The organism is Stenotrophomonas sp. 86156_Sma (genome assembly GCF_056481625.1).
This window is the reverse complement of sequence record NZ_CM151157.1, coordinates 1104081-1120343: the sequence shown is the minus strand read 5'-3', so window position 1 is coordinate 1120343 and position 16263 is coordinate 1104081. Positions and strand designations below refer to the sequence as shown.

Genomic DNA, 16263 nt, shown 5'->3' with positions numbered 1-16263 from the left:
TCAGAAGCGATGGTCGACGGTGAACTCGACGCGACGATCCGCGCCCAGCAGCCACTGCGTGCTGGTGTAGTACGCGGTGGCGTAGTACGCCTTGTCGAATACGTTGAACAGGCGCGCTGACAATCGCGTGCGCGGTGCTGCCTGCCAGGTCAGCGCCAGATCAGTGGTGCTGTAGCTGGGCAACTCCAGCGTGTTGGCATTGTCGGCGTAGCGCTTGCCGACATAGCGAACGCCACCCGCCGCGCTCCAGTCCGGCGCGAACTGCCAGCTCAGCCACACATTGGCCAGGCGTTCGGCCACGTTCGGCGGCACGTTGCCATCGCGCGACACCAGCATCGGCGGCGAACCTGTGGTCTCCAGGAAGTCCTCGAACTCGGCCTTCAGCACCGTGGCGTTGGCATCCAGCGTCCAGTGCGGCGCGACGTTCCAGTTCAACGACGCCTCGATACCACGCGAGGTCTGCGCGCCCACCTGCACGCGGCGGTCCGGCACCAGCGGATCGCGGCTGAGCAGCCCGGTCTTGCGGATGCGATACGCCGCCAGCGTCCACTCGCCGCCATCGAACGCCTGCTTCAGGCCCACCTCGATCTGCCGGCCCTTGGCCAGGTCGAAGGCGCCGTTGGCCGGGCTGATCATCAGCAGGCCACTGACCGGGTCTGCTGCCTGCGAGTACTGCGCATACAGGCTCAGCGTCGGCTGCAGCGCGAACACCGTGCCTGCACGCCAGCCGGTGCTGCGGTAGGTCTTCGAGAACGCGTTCTGGCCGCTGATCAGATCGGTACGGTCGATGCGCGCCCGGTCGTGGCGCAGCCCACCCAGCACCGACCAGCGCTCGCTCAGCGCCAAGCGGTCTTCCACGAACAGCGCGTACTGCTCGGCACGATTGCGGTAGCGCGGCAGGTTCGGCGCGTCGCTGACGAACTGGCCCGGCACCGGATCGAACGGGTCGACCGGGCCCGAGCTGCCGGCATAGGTGTTGTTGGTGTGCTTGAAGTGCGCGCGGTTGGCGTCCAGGCCCACCGCGAAGCTGTTCTGCAGGCCACCTGCGGTCCCCTGCACGCGCAGCGTCGAGGTCAGTCCGGTCTGGTCCTGGTTGTGGGTGATCTCGGTGTTTCCCGAGCGATCGATCAAGCCGGTAGCGCGACTGTAGACATAGGCTTCGGCATTGCGCCAATCGCGTTGGCTGTCGATCTGGTAGAGGCGCGTGCGCCATTCCACGTTCGCGTTCGGCGTCCACAGCGCATCGAGCTGGGTCCAGCGGTCGCGATAGCGGATCTGGCTGTCTTCCACGTTGTAGTTGCGGTGGCGCAGCGCCTCCAGCTGGCGGCCCTCGACCAGCGGCGTGCCGAAGTAGCGCATCGGTTGCTGGTAGCCCTGCGCATGGGTGAGGGTCAGCTGCAGGTCCGCGCGCGGCTGCCACAGCAACGCACCGGAGAATGTCGCGTCACTGTTGCGCCCACGATCGACCCAACCACCGATGTAGTTGCCACTCACGTCCAGCCGATAGGCCAGCTCGGGCGTCAGCGCGCCACCGTTGCCGAAGCCCAGGCGCGCGGTGTCCTCGCTGCCCACGGTTACGCTGATCTCGTTCTCGATCGCACCACGCGTGGGCTTCTTCGGCACGATGTTGATCACGCCGCCGATCGCACCGTCGCCATGGATGACCGAGGCCGGGCCGCGCAGCACTTCGATGCGCTCGATCGACCAGGTATCGAACGGGAAGGTGATACCCACGCCACCGTACTGGCGCAGCCCGTCGTACAGGCGCATCACCGAAGCGCCATCGGTGAAGCCGCGGCTGGACAGCGCACTCAGGCCGTTGCCCGGGTGCGGCATCGCACTGATCGCACCTGCCCGGCTGATCGCATCGTTGAGGTTGCTGTCGCCACGCTGCTCCAGTTGTTCGCGCGAAATCACCGTCAGGCTGGCCGGTGTCTGCAGCACGCTCAGGCCCAGCGCGGAACCGGCGTTGGCGGTGGACGACAGCTCGCCGCTGCGGGTATCGACCACCCGCACGGTATCCAGCGTGGTCGGTGGTGCCGCATCGGCGGCAAGCAGGGGCGCGGCGTGCAGGAGCAATGCGCACAGGACAGGCAGCGTCGCCCGGCGCGGGTGCGCGGAGTTGGGGTTCGTTTTCATTTGTTCACGGCATGCAAGGCCACCCCGCAATGGCAGGGCAGCAATCAGAAAGGGACAAGCACGCGCGTGCGGTCACCGGCCGTGGCCGGCAACCTCATGGAAAAATGTTCAATGCAACGCGCGTGCGGCTCAGGCAGCCATCAGTGCCGGCGGCCCACGCGCTCCCAATGTGCCGCTGATCCGTTGCGGCAACGCCCGCACCGCACCGCGCAGCGCGCGGCACACCGGTGCCATCGGCGCCAACAGCAGCACTGCCGCCACCAGCAGCGTGATCAGCCGTGCAGCGATCAGGCAGTAGTCGCAGTCCACGCCCATTTCATGATCGGCATGTGGGTCGGCGGGCGGCTTCTTTGCGGCGTCGCCATGCGGCATCGCCATCGCGTGATGGTCGTGGTGCCCTTCCATCGCGTGCTGCGCATGCTCTGCGTGCATCGCGTGATCCATCGCCGCCGCCGGCACTGCAGCAGCCACGTGACCGTGCGCCAGCCAGCGGCTCACCAGCGGGGCGAGCAGCACCAGCAGCATGGCAAGCCATGCCAGGGCCTGGAACCGGCGGTGGAGGACAGAACGACGCACGCCGCCATTCTACGGGGCCCTGACCAACCTTGGACCCGGTTCAGGGTTTGCCCCCTGCGACACGGTGACGCAGGGCTGTGCTGCCGGCCACAGCGATGGGCACGCCCTCCCTGCGCACGCCCACCACGCTGTGGATCCACGCCATGCGTGGATGCGCTTCGCGCATCAACTCACGTACTGCGCCTGCCCGTTCCCGAACGACCAGTTTTCCCGCTTCACTTCCACCAGGTTGATGAACACATCCTCGCGGCGGATACCCACCGCCGCGTGCAGGCCCTCGGCGATGCCGGCATACAGCGCCTTCTTCTGCTCCAACGTGCGCCCTTCGTTCCAGGTGATCTGGATGCAGATGAAATCGTCGGTGCGGTCCACGCCCAGGTAGCCGGGGTCATAGATCAACGTGCCCGGCTCGTGTTGCTGGAAGATCTGGAAGCGATCGTTCTCCGGCACGCCCACCGCGCGCATGGCCTGGTAGATGGTTTCGCCGACGCGTTGCAGGTAGTCGGCGGATTTACCTTTGCGCAGATCGATACGGGCGAGCGGCATGGTGGCACTCCAGAGTGGATGGGCACGGCGACGGGCTGAGACTACGCCTGCCCGGGGCGGCGGGACAGCGCAGGGATGGAACCCTCTGCTTCCATTCGTGGCACGGGCCCGCCCACGTGCGTAACGAAGGCGACCCGGACGAACAGTTGGGCGCCTTCCACACCGACGGGCTGATCGTGGCCGCGCGACAGCTGGTACGCGAGGCACATCATTGCCTCTCCGGCGACGACGCCTGACCGGCCCGGATATGCGCCCGCTACAATCGAGCAGGGAGCGCAGGAGGCCGCAATGGACGCCGAACACCTGGAGTACTTCAAGGCCGCACTGGAAGGCCGCGCAAGCGTGGGCTGGAACGTCTGGTTCACCGCCAACCAGCAGGCGCTGGCACAACACCTGAGCCGTCCTGCACTGCTGCGCTTGAAGTTCAGCAAACTGGATGAAGCCGAACGCCTGCTGGCCGAGGCCGGCATCGTGCCCTGCAGCACAGCGGGCAAGCGCTACGAAATGTACTGCGCGCAGTTCTCGGCGGACGTGGTGGACGCGAACGGTCGCCCGCTACCGGCCATCTGGCGCGCGGCGCACGGCGGTGCCATCGGCCTGCTTGCCGATGGTGAGCAGGAGGCCGGCCAGGCGAAGCTGCTCGCGGAGTTCCGCCGCGTCCGCAAGCGCGGGCTGCAGCAGGCCCAAGAATGGTTGGCCGATCTGTGCTTTGAAGGCGAGATGGAACTGAGCGGCGGCAATGCCAATGTGGGCCGTAGCCTGCTGGCGGTGGTGGTGCGGGCCGGCAGCGGTCACGACCTGCTGGATGCAACCGCGATGATCGCGCGCGAGCTGCTGGAGGACCTCGGCTGAAACGGTGATCGCTTCGGCGGGCACTACGGAATCACAGGCAACAAAAAAGCCCCCATTGCTGGAGGCTTCTTTCGTTCTGCAACATGGTGGGCGGTACAGGGATCGAACCTGTGACCCTTGCCGTGTGAAGGCAATGCTCTACCGCTGAGCTAACCGCCCGGTGTGTTGCTGAGCCGCTCATTATAGGGGCTTTTCAGAGGCCGTCAACAGTTTTTCACATTCGTGTTCACGGGTGTTTTCGAGGGCGGCAGTCGAGCATGGCTCGACTCTACAGAACGGCCCGGCGCAGCCTTACATCGTGTGCGTCGGCTTGTCCGAGCCGGTCAGGCCGGCCAGCAGGGTCTCGATCTTGTGGCGCACGCCCTCGCCTTCGGCACCGTCGGCCAGCTGCACGCCGATGCCGGCGGTGCGGTTACCCTGCGCGCCGGCCGGGGTCACCCAGATCACCTTGCCGGCCACCGGCAGGCGCTCGCTGGAATCGGGCAGGGTCAGCAACAGGAACACTTCGTCACCCAGGAAGTAGCGCTTGGGCGTGGGCACGAAGATGCCGCCGTTCTTCACGAATGGCATGTACGCGCTGTACAGCGCGGCTTTGTCCTTCACGGCCAGGGACAGGATGCCCTGGCGGGCGTTGCTGGCACTCATCGATTTCCCCTTGCGGCAGGCCGCTCGTTCACCTTGTTCCAGGCCAGCAGCAACTCGACCACGGCAAGGTCTGCACGCACCGTGGTGCGCAGCAGGTCGCGGGTGCGGTTGGCCGCATCGAACCAGGCTGCAAGCTTGTGCAATCGCTCCGGCGTGGTCAAGGCATCGGTGCTGGCCTGGGCCAGCGCCAGGTCGGCAGCGAAGCGCAGGCGCAGCGCCGCGTTGTCATCACCGCACCACTTCTGCGCCAGCTCCACCGCGCCGGTCTTGCCGGCGGCCAGCTGTTCCAGCTCGCGGCCCACTTCGCGGCGCAGGCTCAGGCCATCTTCGCGCAGCCAGTTGTCGGCCTGGCCGGGGTGGCCGCGCGCCGCGTCCAGCGCTTCGCGCGCCGATGCTTCGCTGTGGCCCTGCTGCTGCAGCCAGGCCAGCGCTTCGTGCTGCGGCGGCAACTTGAATTCCAGACGCTGGCAACGGCTGCGGATGGTCTGCGGCAGGCGCGCCGGGTCGCTGCTGATCAGCCACAGGTAGCGGCCGGGCTGCGGCTCTTCCAGCGTCTTCAGCAGCGCGTTGGCCGCCGAGCGGTTGATCGCATCGGCGGGGTCGACGATCACCACCTGCGCCACGCCGTACTGCGGGGTCAGCGCCAGCTTGTCGGTGATCTCGCGCACCTGCTCGATGACGATCTCGGTGCGCAGCTTGTCGCCGCTCTTGTTCGGAATGAAGCTGACCAGCTGCAGGTCAGGATGGGTGCCGGCGGCGATCAGCTGGCGCGTGCGCATGGCATGCGCGGCATCGCCGCGCGCCAGCACGTGGTCGGCCAGCGCCAGTGCCACCTCGCGTTTGCCCAGCCCGGCCGGGCCGCAGATCAGCAGGCCATGACCAAGGCGGTCGGCATCGAGCGCTGCCACGGTCTGATCAAAGGCGCGCTGCTGCCAGGGCGAGAACGTGCTCATGCGCCCTCCCCGTCCTGCAGCCAGCGCTCGACACGCGCCACCACATCCGCGGCCACGCGCGCCTGCACCTGCCCAGCGTCGATCAGCGCGAAGCGCTGCGGGTCCTGCTGCGCGCGGCTGCGGAACACTTCGCGCACGCGCTGGAAGAAATCATCCTGTTCGCTCTCGATGCGGTCCGGCCACAGGTCGCGGCCATTGGCGCGCGCGCGGCCCACTGCCACTTCCACGTCCAGCAGCAGGGTCAGGCCCGGCAGCAGGCCCACCGCGCGACGTTCCAGATCGGCAATCCACTGCGGGTCGAGGCCACGGCCACCGCCCTGGTAGGCATAGCTGGAATCGGTGAAGCGATCACTCAGCACATAGGCGCCGCGCTGCAGTGCCGGCTGTATCACCTGGCGCACATGCTGCGCACGTGCAGCGAACACCAGCAGCAGCTCGGCTTCGGCGCTGAGCGGTTCGGCGGCGATCTCGGCATCGGGTTTCAGCACCAGGCCACGGATGCGCTCGGCCAGCGGCGTACCGCCCGGCTCGCGGGTCAGCACCACCTCATGACCGTGGCTGCGCAGGCAGTCACGGATGGCATTGATGGCGGTGGTCTTGCCTGCGCCCTCGCCGCCTTCCAGGCTGACGAAACGCGGGTGGCGAAGCAGCGCGGGACTCATTGCGCCGGGGTCTCCTTGGTACGTTGCTGGCGCAGCTGCTGCAGGTAGCGGGCCACTGCGGCGTTGTGCTGGTCCAGGCTGGGCGAGAACACGTGCGCGCCACTGCCATCGCCCACGGCGACGAAGTACAGCGCGTCGCCCGCTGCGGGTTGCGCGGCTGCCATCAGCGCATCGCGGCTGGGCATGGCGATCGGGGTCGGGGTCAGGCCGGCGCGGGTATAGGTGTTGTAGGGCGTATCGGTGGTCAGGTCGCGGCGGCGGATGTTGCCGTCATACGCAGCACCGATGCCGTAGATCACGGTCGGGTCGGTCTGCAGGCGCATGCCGATCTTCAGGCGGCGCATGAACACGCCGGCGATCTGCGGGCGCTCGCTGGCCAGCGCGGTTTCCTTCTCGATGATCGAGGCCATCGTCAGCAGTTCGTAGGGCGTGTTGATCGGCAGGTCCGGCGCGCGGCTTTCCCAGGCTTCATCCAGTGCGTCCTGCATTGCAGCGTGAGCACGCTTGAGCACATCCAGATCGCTGTCGCCACGCTGGTAGACGTAGGTCTCCGGCAGGAAGCGGCCTTCCGGATGCTGGCCACCGAAGCCGAGGCGCTGCATCAACGCGGCGTCATCGAGGTTGTCGGTGGTGTGCAGCAGCGGCTCGGCGCGCTTGAGCGCGGCACGCAACTGGCGGATGTTCCAGCCTTCGATGATCGTGACGCGGTGCTGCAGCACCTTGCCGGCGCGCATGCGCAGCAGCAGATCACGCGGGGTCAGGTCGCTGCTGAGCGCGTACTCACCCACCTTCAGCTTGCCGGCCGCATCGAGCTGGCGCGCCAGCAGCTGCCACTGCGCGTCCTGGCCCTCGTCCACGCCGGCGTCGCGCAGCTTGCGCAGCACGCTGTTCATGCCATCGCCGCTGGCGATGACCACGCTCTCGGCGGACGGGGTGATCGGGGCGTCGGCGAACCGGGTCTGCTGGTAGAAGAACCATGCGCCCGCGCCGGCCACGACGGCGGCCAGCACCACCACCAGCGTTACCACGAACAGACACCCGCGCTTGGCTCCCGCCATGGACTACCTCTGAACTCGATTCCGTCGTGCAGGATACCGTGCCGGTGGATTGGGGTCATGACCGGGGGCATGCGCCTGTGCCGACCGACGGTCGACACCCACCCGAACAATGGCACCCACCGGTACCGGTAGTGCCGGCCGCTGGCCGGCAATCGCGCGGATCATGGGTGCATGAGGTTGCCGGCCAGCGGCCGGCACTACCGGAATGCGCCTACCCCTGCTGGCCGAGCGCGCGCAGCAGGCCGCGGGCCTTGGCGCGGGTCTCGTCCAGTTCCTTGTCCGGGTCCGAGTCGACCACGATGCCGGCGCCGGTGCGGAAGCTCACCTCGTGGCCATCCACTTCGGCGGTGCGGATCAGGATGTTCAGGTCCAGGTCGCCATCGCGGTTCAGCCAGCCGAACGCGCCGGTGTAGGCACCACGCGGCACCTGCTCCAGCTCGCTGATGATCTGCATGCAGCGCACCTTCGGGCAGCCGGTGATGGTGCCGCCGGGGAAGGTGGCGGCGATCACCTCGCCGGGGGTGACCTCCGGGCGCAGATGGCCGCTGACGTTGCTGACGATGTGATGCACGTGCGCGTAGCTCTCCACGGTCATCAGCTCATCGACCACCACGGTACCAGGCAGGCAGATGCGGCCCAGGTCGTTGCGTTCCAGGTCGATCAGCATCACGTGCTCGGCACGCTCCTTGGGGTGGCCGACCAGCTCCTGGATGCGCGCGGCATCATCGTCCCCCTCGAAGCGCGGACGCGTGCCGGCAATCGGCCGGGTCTGCGCGTGGCCGGCATGCACCGACACCAGCCGTTCCGGCGAGGAACTGACCACATGGCGGCCGTGCGCGCTGAACAGGCCGGCGAACGGTGCCGGGTTGGCACGGCGCAGCTGCGCGTACAGCGCCTGCGGACTGACCGGCGCGGCGAACTGCGCGCTCCAGCGCCGCGACAGGTTCACCTGGAACACATCGCCGGCACGCAGGTACTCGATCACCCGGCGCACGCCGTCGGTGAAGCGCTGCGGCGCGTCCTCGCCGACCGACTGCGGTGGCTGCCAGCCCTGCCCGGCTTCGGGCAGCGTGGCCGAGGCCAGTGCCACCAGCGCATCCAGCAACGCCTGCTCGCCGGCTTCGGCGATGACGAAGCTGGCCTCGTTGTAGTGGTCGTGCAGCACCGCGGCCGGGCAGCGCAGCGCCAGCGCGGTCGGGCGGCCGTCCTCGCGTGCGCGCGCCGGCAGCACCGGTTCTATCTGGCTGGCCACTTCGTAGTCCAGCATCAACGCCCAACCGCCGCGGAACGGCAGGCTGTGGCTGCCGTCATGCGGCAGGCGTTCGTGCTGCCAGGCGCGGTCCAGCACCTGCAGGAAGCTGCCGGCCTGCACCGCATCATGCTGGTCGCGCACCTGGCCATCGGCATCCAGTCGCAGGCTATCGCCCTGCGCGGCCAGCAGCAGGCTCCAGCGGCCCTGGGCGGTGCCCGAGGCGGTGGATTCCATCAGCAGCGGGAAGCGCGACGGGTCGTGCTGCTGCAGGGCCAGCAGATCGATCGGGTGCGGCAGCGGGTGGATCAGCGGTGCGTGGGTCATGGCAGCCAGTTCGGGGATTCAGATGCACGGAAGCCGCCTTGCGGCGGCCTCCTCGTGCGTAGAGTCGAGCTTGCTCGACTGTGTTGCACGTTCAGTCGAGCAAGCTCGACTCTACAACGTCGGTCAGACGCGCTTGAAGATCAGCGTGCCGTTGGTGCCGCCGAAGCCGAAGCCATTGGACATCACCACGTCGACCTTGGCCTGGCGTGCTTCGTTGGGCACGTAGTCCAGGTCACAGCCTTCGCCGGGCTGCTGCAGATTGATGGTCGGCGGAATGATGTTGTCCTGCAGCGCCATCACCGAGAAGATTGCTTCCACGCCGCCGGCAGCGCCCAGCAGGTGGCCGGTCATCGACTTGGTGGAGCTGACCATCATCTTGTAGGCGTGGTCGCCGAAGGCGGTCTTCATCGCCATGGTCTCGCCCAGGTCGCCCAGCGGCGTGGAGGTGCCGTGCGCGTTGAGGTAGCCCACCTGTTCCGGGGTCACGCCGGCGTCCTTCATGGCCATGACCATGCAGCGGGCGGCGCCTTCGCCGTTCTCGCTCGGTGCGGTCATGTGGTACGCGTCGGAGCTGGCGCCGAAGCCGGCCAGTTCGCAGTAGATCTTCGCGCCACGTGCCTTGGCGTGCTCGTACTCTTCCAGGATCAGGATGCCGGCGCCGTCGCCCAGCACGAAGCCGTCACGGTCCTTGTCCCACGGGCGCGAGGCCTGTTCCGGGGCGTCGTTGCGGGTGCTCATGGCCTTCATCGCGCAGAAGCCGCCCAGTGCGGTCGGCGACGAGCCACGCTCGGCACCACCGACCACCATCACGTCGGCATCGCCGTACTGGATCATGCGCATGGCGGTGCCGATCGAATGGTTCGAGGTTGCGCACGCAGACACCGCCGAGAACGACGGGCCCTTCAGGCCGGTGATGATGCTCAGCTGGCCCGGCAGCATGTTGATGATGGTCTTGGGCACGTAGAAGGGCGAGATCTTCTTGCCCTCATGGAACTCGATGGTCTGCTCTTCGATGCCGAGCAGGCCGCCGATGCCGGCGCCGACGATGGCGCCGATGCGCTCGGCATTGGCGTCGGTGATCTCAAGGCCCGAGTCGTGCAGGGCCATGAACGAGGCACCGAGGCCGTAATGGATGAACGGGTCCATCTTCTTGGCATCCTTGCCGCTGACCCGGAACTTGCCGAACAGTTCATTGTCGGCGGTGATGTCGAATCCCTTGACCTCACCTGCAATCTTGGTGGTGAACCGATCCAGATAGGCATCAGAAACGTTGGTCAGCGGACCGATGCCCGAACGACCCTGGGTGATGCCTTCCCAGCTGCTGGCCAGATCATTGCCCAACGGCGAGACGATACCCAGGCCGGTTACGACGACGCGACGCTTCATTGCTGATTCTCCTGGCCCGGATGATTTCAACGGGCAACTCGGTTTGCTTCGGTGTGATGCTCAAACACACGGGGCCGCAACAGCGGCCCCATGGGGTGCGGTGCGCGGCGAGCGTGAGCCCGCGCGCGCACTGCCGTCTGACATCAGGCCTTGACGTGGGCCTTGATGTAGTCGATGGCGGCCTGCACGGTGCTGATCTTCTCGGCTTCTTCGTCCGGGATCTCGCACTCGAATTCTTCTTCCAGGGCCATCACCAGCTCGACGGTGTCCAGCGAGTCAGCGCCCAGGTCATCGACGAACGATGCGCTGTTGGTGACTTCTTCTTCCTTGACGCCAAGCTGTTCGACGACGATTTTCTTGACGCGTTCTTCGATGGTGCTCATGGGATCTCGCTCCAGATGGAGTTGTGGTTCAAAAGTGGTCGCCATCAAAGGCGATGGCCGTGGGATAGTGTAGTGGAAACCGGCGCGGCCTTGCATCGCAGCAAAAACCTCCGCAGATCAACCACTTGCGGCGCAATCCCTGCGCCCCTTGCTTACGGCATGTACATGCCACCGTTCACATGGAGGGTTTCGCCGGTGATGTAACCGGCAGCCGGGCCGGCCAGGAAGGCCACCGCATGGGCGATGTCTTCCGGCGAACCCAGGCGTTCGAGGGCGATGTCGTTGATCAGCGCGGTACGCGCTTCTTCCGGCAACGCCTTGGTCATGTCGGTGTCGATGAAGCCGGGTGCGACAACATTGACGGTGACACCGCGCGAACCGATTTCCTTGGCCAGCGACTTGCTGAAGCCGATGATGCCGGCCTTGGCGGCAGCGTAGTTGGCCTGGCCGGCATTGCCGGTCACGCCCACAACCGATGCGATGTTGATGATGCGGCCCTTGCGCGCCTTCATCATGCCGCGCATCACCGCCTTGCTGGTGCGGAACACGCTGGTCAGGTTGGTGTCGATGATCGACGCCCAGTCCTCGTCCTTCATGCGCATCAGCAGGTTGTCGCGGGTGATGCCGGCATTGTTGACCAGGATCGAGATCGGGCCGAATTCCTTGGCAATGCCATCGAGCACGCTGTCCAGCGCGGCGGCGTCGGTGACGTTCAGCGCGCGGCCGTGGCCACCGTGGGCGGCCAGGCGCTCACCGATCGCGGCGGCGCCGGATTCAGTGGTGGCGGTGCCGATGACGGTGGCGCCCTGGGCGGCCAGCAGATCGGCGATGGCGGCACCAATGCCACGGCTGGCGCCGGTGACCAGTGCGATTTCACCCTGCAGGGGCTTGCTCATGATGTTTTCCTCAGGCTGGGACGGCCGCCGTACCCGTACCGCTTGCAGCGGCCACCGGTACGGTCGGCAGGAACAAGGGGGATCAGGCCGACCATGCCTCGCGGGCGGCTTCGAAGTCGCCTGGCGTGGCCAGCGAACGGCCGTCGATGGCCTTGTCGATACGCTTGACCAGACCGGTCAGCACCTTGCCCGGGCCGCACTCGGCGATCCGGGTGACGCCACGGCCAGCCAGCGCCTGCACGCACCCGGTCCACTGCACCGGCTGGTACAGCTGCTGGACCAGCGCGGTACGGATCGCGTCAATGCCGTCATGCACCTTGGCGTCGACGTTCTGCACCACCGGCAGCTGCGGCGCCTGCCAGGCCAGGCCGGCCATCACTTCGGCCAGGCGGTTGGCGGCTTCGCGCATCAACGGGGTGTGCGAGGGCACGCTCACGGCCAGCTTGACCGCCTTGCGCACGCCCTTCTCGGCCAGCAGCGCCAGCGCACGGTCGACCGCGTCGGCGTCGCCACCGATCACGATCTGGCCCGGCGAATTGAAGTTGGCCGGCACCACCACCTGGCTGCCTGCGGCTTCGGCGCAGACGTCCAGCACCAGCTGGTCTTCGGCGCCGAGCACGGCGGCCATGGCACCGACGCCGGCCGGTGCGGCTTCCTGCATCAGCTGGCCGCGCAGGCGCACCAGGTGCGCACCGTCATGCAGGCTCAGCGCGCCAGCGGCAACCAGGGCGGTGTACTCGCCCAGGCTGTGACCGGCCAGCACCGACGGGCGCGGACCGCCCACGGCGTTCCAGGCGCGCCACACGCCGATGCTTGCGGCCAGCAGGGCCGGCTGGGTGTATTCGGTGCGGTTGAGCATTTCCTCCGGGCCACCCTGGGACAGCGCCCACAGGTCGACGCCGGCACCATCGGATGCCTCGGTGAAGGCTTCACGCACCTGCGGGTGCAGTTCAGCCAGCTCGGCCACCATGCCCACAGACTGCGAGCCCTGGCCGGGGAAGACAAAAGCGAGGGTGGATACGGTCACGCGGTCATCCGCTTGTTGCAATCGAAGCGGGCCATGATAAGGGGGAACATGCCGTGTCGTCTGTACGTGCGCGTATGCACGCGTATGGTGGGCCAGCCGCAGAACGCCGCCGGGCATGGCCCGGCGGACGCACAGTCAGCAGAACAGCTGCAGGACGTCCAGATCGCCGTCGGCGAGGAAATCCACGCACAGGCCCACCAGCATCAGCACGCCGGCGGTGCTGGCGCCGTGGGCAATGAAGATCGAATGGGCCAGCGCGCGCGCCGAGCGGCCCAGCTTCATGCAGACCCGGGCCAGGCTGCGCAGGCGGCCAGTGACCGCGTGCACGTGCTCGCGCACCGGCGCCTGCGCATCGCCCATCGCCTCGGCCATCATCGCCTGCAGGTGCTCGGGGCGGTCGGCGTAGTACTTGGCCACGCCATAGCCGAACATCAGCCAGTCGCGGGCCTGCGCTTCGGACAGATCCATCACTTCCAGCGGATCTTCCTCGAAGTCGATGAAACCGACCTTCTCGCCATCCCAGGTGAGATTGCGCGGCAACGGCTGACCGAAATAGGCGCCGCGCGCATGCGCTGCGGCAATGGCCAGCATGGCCGCCATCACCAGGCGGTCGCGACCGGCCTCGTCGGCTTCGCGCAGGCAGGTATTGAACGAACTGCCGTTGTCGCCGATCACCAGCGCAGCATGGCCGGTGCCCAGCACATCGGGCACGTTCACGCCCTGCGCCTGCAGTTCTGCAAGGCGACGGGCTTCGGTTTCGCGCGCGGCGTCACCGCCACGGTGCGGCGGCGGGCGCAGGGCATCCAGATGAAAACGACGGGCAACAAAATTGAGCAGGCCAAGGGCCAGCGCGCGGCTTCCCTTGCCGTACTGCTTCAGCCAGGCACGTTGCCCTTCTATGACGATGGGCTCAACCATGACAGGTCCTCCTTAAACGCGTTACGGCCCCAGAGGGGCCGCAACGACAAAGCTTCACGTTGTCGTAACTTGCACTATCAATAGCGCAGCAGAGCCGAACCCCACGTGAAGCCGCCGCCGAAGGCTTCCAGCAGCAGCAGCTGGCCACGTTCGACCTTGCCCGAGCGCACGGCGGCGTCCAGCGCCAGCGGCACCGAGCCGGACGAGGTGTTGCCGTGCTTGTCGACGGTGACCACGACCTGGTCCATCGACATGTCCAGGCGCTTGGCGGTGGCTTCGATGATGCGCAGGTTGGCCTGGTGCGGAATCAGCCAATCCAGGTCGGACTTGTCCAGGCCGTTGGCAGCCAGAGTCTCGTCCACGACCGAGTCCAGCGCCTTGACGGCGTACTTGAACACGTCGTTGCCCTTCATGTTGATGGTGCCGCCGCCATTGGCGCCGTCCTTGAAGCCGGTCGAAACGCCAACCGGGTTCCACAGCAGCTCCTTCTTGCTGCCATCGGCATGCAGGTGGGTGCTGAGGATGCCGGTGTCTTCGTCGGCCTTGAGCACGACGGCGCCGGCGCCATCGCCGAACAGCACGCAGGTGGTGCGATCGTTCCAGTCGACCATGCGGGTCAGCGTTTCGGTGCCGATCACCAGCACGTGCCTGCAGTCGCCGGAGCGGATGAACTTGTCGGCCACGCCCAACGCGAACACGAAGCCCGAGCAGGCGGCGTTGACGTCGAAGGCGGGGCACCCGGCCACACCGAGCTTTGCCTGGATCAGGCACGCGGTGGACGGGAAAATGAGATCAGGGGTGGTCGTGCCGACCACGATCATGTCGAGCTGCGAGGCGTCGATGCCTGCGGCTTCAAGCGCGCGCAGGGCGGCGTTGTAGCCAAGGTCGCTGGTGGTTTCGCCTTCGGCCGCGATGTGCCGCTCACGAATGCCGGTGCGCGACTGGATCCACTCATCCGAGGTTTCGACCATTTTTTCCAGGTCGGCGTTGGTCAGGACTTTTTCCGGCAAATAGCTACCGGTGCCCGCGATCCTCGAGTAGATCCGCTTGCTCATCATGTTTCCTGTTGCGCGGGCCGCCGATCACCGGCACACCCGGGAAAGAAGGCAAAGGCCGCTGCCCGGAGGCAGCGGCCTTCCCGGCACATCAATCTTCTTCGACGGCCGAGGTCTTGGTCTGGATGACCTTCTTGCCGCGGTAGAAACCATCGGCAGTGATGTGGTGACGCAGGTGCACTTCGCCGGTGGTCGGGTCGGTCGACAGCTGCTTGGCGCTCAGGGCGTCATGCGCACGACGCATGCCGCGGCGGGACGGGGTGACACGGGATTTCTGCACAGCCATGGGATTGCTCCAAACTCGGTTCGTTTTGCTTCGTCGTATCGTCGCGCAGGACGCCAGCGCCCAGCACACTTTCGCTTTCGCCGCAGCCGCCGACGACAATCCGGCTGCTATTGTTTCTTCAGTGCCGCCAACGCCGCGAACGGGTTGGCCTGCTTTGTTTCTTCTTCGCTCGGCGCCCAGTCCTTGTCGACTGCTTCACCGTCGGGCGACAGCGGCACCACAGGCACCGCCAGCACCAGCTCGTCCTCGACCAGGTCCAGCGGACGCAGCTGGCCGTCTTCCGGCACCAGCAACGCCTCGTACTCCTCCGGCAGGGACGATTCCTCGTCCTCGTCGCGGATCAGGCCAAGCCTCTGGGTCATCTTCACCGGCAACAGGAATCGCTGCATGCTGCGCTGACAGGTCAGCGGCAACGCGGTGTCGATGGTCAATTCCACATAGGATACCCGCAAGACGTCGTCGCGACCGAATTCAAGCGAGTAATTGCACTCACCGTCGGTATCTGCGACCAACCCCTGCAGGCGGGTCAATTCAGCCAGGGACACCTGACCGTCGAAGCGCCTTCGCGCTACAACCATCCGCCAGGCATCCAGCGTTTCGGGCACGTTCGCGGACATAAGCCGCTGAATACTAAGGATCGGGGCGGCGGCTGTCAAATGCCCGCCATACAGGACTTGCCGCTGGCGCTGCGGACACGCCAGACTGCCGCGCCCTGCCCCGGTATTCTCGCATGTCACTGGTCCTGGCCTCCACCTCCCGCTACCGCCGCGAACTGCTGCAGCGATTGGGCCTTGCCTTCGACTGCGCGCGCCCGGAGGTGGATGAAACCCCGTTGAATGGCGAAGCGCCGCGGGCTCTGGCCACGCGCCTGGCTGCGGCCAAGGCCGCCGAGGTGGCTGCCCGCCATCCGGGCGCCTGGGTAATCGGCTCGGATCAGGTCGCGGACCTGAACGGCCAGCCGCTGGGCAAACCCGGTACGGTCGAGGCCGCCTGTGCGCAGCTGGCAGCGATGTCCGGGCAGACCGTGCGCTTCCACACCGCCGTCTGTCTCAGCCGTGATGGAGAATCATTCACGGCCGTCGATCTGACCGAAGTCTGCTTCCGCGCACTGGAACCGGACGAGATCGCCCGCTACGTGACCACCGAGCAGCCACTGGACTGCGCCGGCAGCTTCAAATGCGAGGGCCTGGGCATCAGCCTGTTCGACGCCATCGACAACCGCGACCCGACCGCGCTGGTCGGCCTGCCGCTGATTGCGGTATGCGGATTGCTGCGCAGGGCCGGTTTCGCGGTGCCCTGAACTGT

General features: G+C 66.8%; 18 protein-coding genes and 1 tRNA gene. 2 read left to right on the top strand and 17 right to left on the bottom strand.

Annotated elements, in window-relative coordinates:
• The 3 genes from ACZK33_RS05215 to ACZK33_RS05205 all read right to left on the bottom strand — a co-directional run bounded on the left by ACZK33_RS05215 (position 1) and on the right by ACZK33_RS05205 (position 3261).
• Positions 1-2139 carry a TonB-dependent receptor gene (locus tag ACZK33_RS05215; protein ID WP_423174362.1) on the bottom strand — a complete coding sequence of 713 codons (2139 nt, stop codon included), beginning with the start codon at positions 2137-2139 and terminating at the stop codon, positions 1-3.
• 129 nt (positions 2140-2268) lie between these two features.
• A complete protein-coding gene (locus ACZK33_RS05210; protein ID WP_336685093.1) occupies positions 2269-2664 on the bottom strand; it encodes a DUF2946 family protein in 396 nt (131 codons plus the stop codon).
• Between the two features lie 216 nt (positions 2665-2880).
• On the bottom strand, positions 2881-3261 hold the full coding sequence (locus tag ACZK33_RS05205; RefSeq protein WP_049400651.1) for a tautomerase family protein: 381 nt from the start codon (positions 3259-3261) through the stop codon (positions 2881-2883).
• A 288-nt stretch (positions 3262-3549) separates the two neighbouring features.
• Here ACZK33_RS05205 and ACZK33_RS05200 point away from each other — a divergent pair, with 288 nt between their 5' ends.
• On the top strand, positions 3550-4113 hold the full coding sequence (locus ACZK33_RS05200; RefSeq protein WP_423174363.1) for a hypothetical protein: 564 nt from the start codon (positions 3550-3552) through the stop codon (positions 4111-4113).
• A gap of 84 nt (positions 4114-4197) precedes the next feature.
• Here the strand turns inward: ACZK33_RS05200 and ACZK33_RS05195 are convergent.
• From ACZK33_RS05195 to ACZK33_RS05130, 14 genes are all read right to left on the bottom strand, one after another.
• Positions 4198-4272, bottom strand: a tRNA-Val gene (locus ACZK33_RS05195).
• 132 nt (positions 4273-4404) lie between these two features.
• Complete coding sequence (locus tag ACZK33_RS05190; RefSeq protein ID WP_005412452.1) at positions 4405-4758, bottom strand: PilZ domain-containing protein; 354 nt, start codon at positions 4756-4758, stop codon at positions 4405-4407.
• Positions 4755-5711 carry a DNA polymerase III subunit delta' gene (locus tag ACZK33_RS05185; RefSeq protein ID WP_164079917.1) on the bottom strand — a complete coding sequence of 319 codons (957 nt, stop codon included), beginning with the start codon at positions 5709-5711 and terminating at the stop codon, positions 4755-4757. Before ACZK33_RS05185 ends, ACZK33_RS05190 begins: the two co-directional genes overlap by 4 nt.
• Entirely contained in the window at positions 5708-6373 is a 666-nt protein-coding gene (gene tmk, locus ACZK33_RS05180; protein WP_423174364.1) for a dTMP kinase, read from the bottom strand. Before tmk ends, ACZK33_RS05185 begins: the two co-directional genes overlap by 4 nt.
• Positions 6370-7431 (bottom strand): endolytic transglycosylase MltG, encoded by a 1062-nt coding sequence (mltG, locus tag ACZK33_RS05175; RefSeq protein ID WP_049400647.1) that lies wholly within the window; start codon positions 7429-7431, stop codon positions 6370-6372. Before mltG ends, tmk begins: the two co-directional genes overlap by 4 nt.
• Positions 7432-7642: 211 nt before the next feature.
• Positions 7643-9007, bottom strand: a complete 1365-nt coding sequence (locus tag ACZK33_RS05170) for an aminodeoxychorismate synthase component I (RefSeq protein WP_149908906.1) — start codon at positions 9005-9007, stop codon at positions 7643-7645.
• Positions 9008-9130: 123 nt separating this feature from the next.
• The gene (gene fabF, locus ACZK33_RS05165) at positions 9131-10393 is read right to left on the bottom strand and encodes a beta-ketoacyl-ACP synthase II (RefSeq protein ID WP_049400645.1); all 1263 of its coding nucleotides are present in this window, start codon (positions 10391-10393) and stop codon (positions 9131-9133) included.
• A gap of 143 nt (positions 10394-10536) precedes the next feature.
• On the bottom strand, positions 10537-10776 hold the full coding sequence (gene acpP, locus ACZK33_RS05160) for an acyl carrier protein (RefSeq protein WP_005415509.1): 240 nt from the start codon (positions 10774-10776) through the stop codon (positions 10537-10539).
• Positions 10777-10928: 152 nt separating this feature from the next.
• Entirely contained in the window at positions 10929-11672 is a 744-nt protein-coding gene (gene fabG, locus ACZK33_RS05155; RefSeq protein ID WP_004146899.1) for a 3-oxoacyl-ACP reductase FabG, read from the bottom strand.
• 82 nt (positions 11673-11754) lie between these two features.
• On the bottom strand, positions 11755-12699 hold the full coding sequence (gene fabD / locus ACZK33_RS05150; RefSeq protein ID WP_032127764.1) for an ACP S-malonyltransferase: 945 nt from the start codon (positions 12697-12699) through the stop codon (positions 11755-11757).
• Positions 12700-12834: 135 nt separating this feature from the next.
• The gene (locus ACZK33_RS05145; RefSeq protein WP_032127765.1) at positions 12835-13617 is read right to left on the bottom strand and encodes a BUD32 family EKC/KEOPS complex subunit; all 783 of its coding nucleotides are present in this window, start codon (positions 13615-13617) and stop codon (positions 12835-12837) included.
• A 77-nt stretch (positions 13618-13694) separates the two neighbouring features.
• The gene (locus tag ACZK33_RS05140) at positions 13695-14672 is read right to left on the bottom strand and encodes a beta-ketoacyl-ACP synthase III (protein ID WP_032127766.1); all 978 of its coding nucleotides are present in this window, start codon (positions 14670-14672) and stop codon (positions 13695-13697) included.
• Positions 14673-14763: 91 nt separating this feature from the next.
• Positions 14764-14958, bottom strand: a complete 195-nt coding sequence (rpmF, locus tag ACZK33_RS05135; RefSeq protein ID WP_004154640.1) for a 50S ribosomal protein L32 — start codon at positions 14956-14958, stop codon at positions 14764-14766.
• A gap of 107 nt (positions 14959-15065) precedes the next feature.
• On the bottom strand, positions 15066-15575 hold the full coding sequence (locus ACZK33_RS05130; RefSeq protein WP_032127767.1) for a YceD family protein: 510 nt from the start codon (positions 15573-15575) through the stop codon (positions 15066-15068).
• A 113-nt stretch (positions 15576-15688) separates the two neighbouring features.
• Between ACZK33_RS05130 and ACZK33_RS05125 the strand changes: the two genes are divergently transcribed.
• Positions 15689-16258: a Maf family protein gene (locus ACZK33_RS05125; protein WP_049400644.1), complete on the top strand. Its 570-nt coding sequence runs from the start codon at positions 15689-15691 to the stop codon at positions 16256-16258.
• Positions 16259-16263: the final 5 nt, after the last annotated feature.

Excerpts from the sequence above, each read along its gene's own strand:
- ACZK33_RS05200 (WP_423174363.1), top strand. The coding sequence starts at position 3,550 with ATGGACGCCGAACACCTGGAGTACTTCAAGGCCGCACTGGAAGGCCGC.
- ACZK33_RS05140 (WP_032127766.1), bottom strand. The coding sequence starts at position 14,672 with ATGAGCAAGCGGATCTACTCGAGGATCGCGGGCACCGGTAGCTATTTG.
- ACZK33_RS05185 (WP_164079917.1), bottom strand. The coding sequence starts at position 5,711 with ATGAGCACGTTCTCGCCCTGGCAGCAGCGCGCCTTTGATCAGACCGTG.
- fabF (WP_049400645.1), bottom strand. The coding sequence starts at position 10,393 with ATGAAGCGTCGCGTCGTCGTAACCGGCCTGGGTATCGTCTCGCCGTTG.
- fabG (WP_004146899.1), bottom strand. The coding sequence starts at position 11,672 with ATGAGCAAGCCCCTGCAGGGTGAAATCGCACTGGTCACCGGCGCCAGC.
- ACZK33_RS05205 (WP_049400651.1), bottom strand. The coding sequence starts at position 3,261 with ATGCCGCTCGCCCGTATCGATCTGCGCAAAGGTAAATCCGCCGACTAC.
- mltG (WP_049400647.1), bottom strand. The coding sequence starts at position 7,431 with ATGGCGGGAGCCAAGCGCGGGTGTCTGTTCGTGGTAACGCTGGTGGTG.
- acpP (WP_005415509.1), bottom strand. The coding sequence starts at position 10,776 with ATGAGCACCATCGAAGAACGCGTCAAGAAAATCGTCGTCGAACAGCTT.
- ACZK33_RS05145 (WP_032127765.1), bottom strand. The coding sequence starts at position 13,617 with ATGGTTGAGCCCATCGTCATAGAAGGGCAACGTGCCTGGCTGAAGCAG.
- ACZK33_RS05130 (WP_032127767.1), bottom strand. The coding sequence starts at position 15,575 with ATGTCCGCGAACGTGCCCGAAACGCTGGATGCCTGGCGGATGGTTGTA.
- ACZK33_RS05190 (WP_005412452.1), bottom strand. The coding sequence starts at position 4,758 with ATGAGTGCCAGCAACGCCCGCCAGGGCATCCTGTCCCTGGCCGTGAAG.
- ACZK33_RS05215 (WP_423174362.1), bottom strand. The coding sequence starts at position 2,139 with ATGAAAACGAACCCCAACTCCGCGCACCCGCGCCGGGCGACGCTGCCT.
- rpmF (WP_004154640.1), bottom strand. The coding sequence starts at position 14,958 with ATGGCTGTGCAGAAATCCCGTGTCACCCCGTCCCGCCGCGGCATGCGT.
- ACZK33_RS05170 (WP_149908906.1), bottom strand. The coding sequence starts at position 9,007 with ATGACCCACGCACCGCTGATCCACCCGCTGCCGCACCCGATCGATCTG.
- tmk (WP_423174364.1), bottom strand. The coding sequence starts at position 6,373 with ATGAGTCCCGCGCTGCTTCGCCACCCGCGTTTCGTCAGCCTGGAAGGC.
- ACZK33_RS05125 (WP_049400644.1), top strand. The coding sequence starts at position 15,689 with ATGTCACTGGTCCTGGCCTCCACCTCCCGCTACCGCCGCGAACTGCTG.
- ACZK33_RS05210 (WP_336685093.1), bottom strand. The coding sequence starts at position 2,664 with ATGCTGCTGGTGCTGCTCGCCCCGCTGGTGAGCCGCTGGCTGGCGCAC.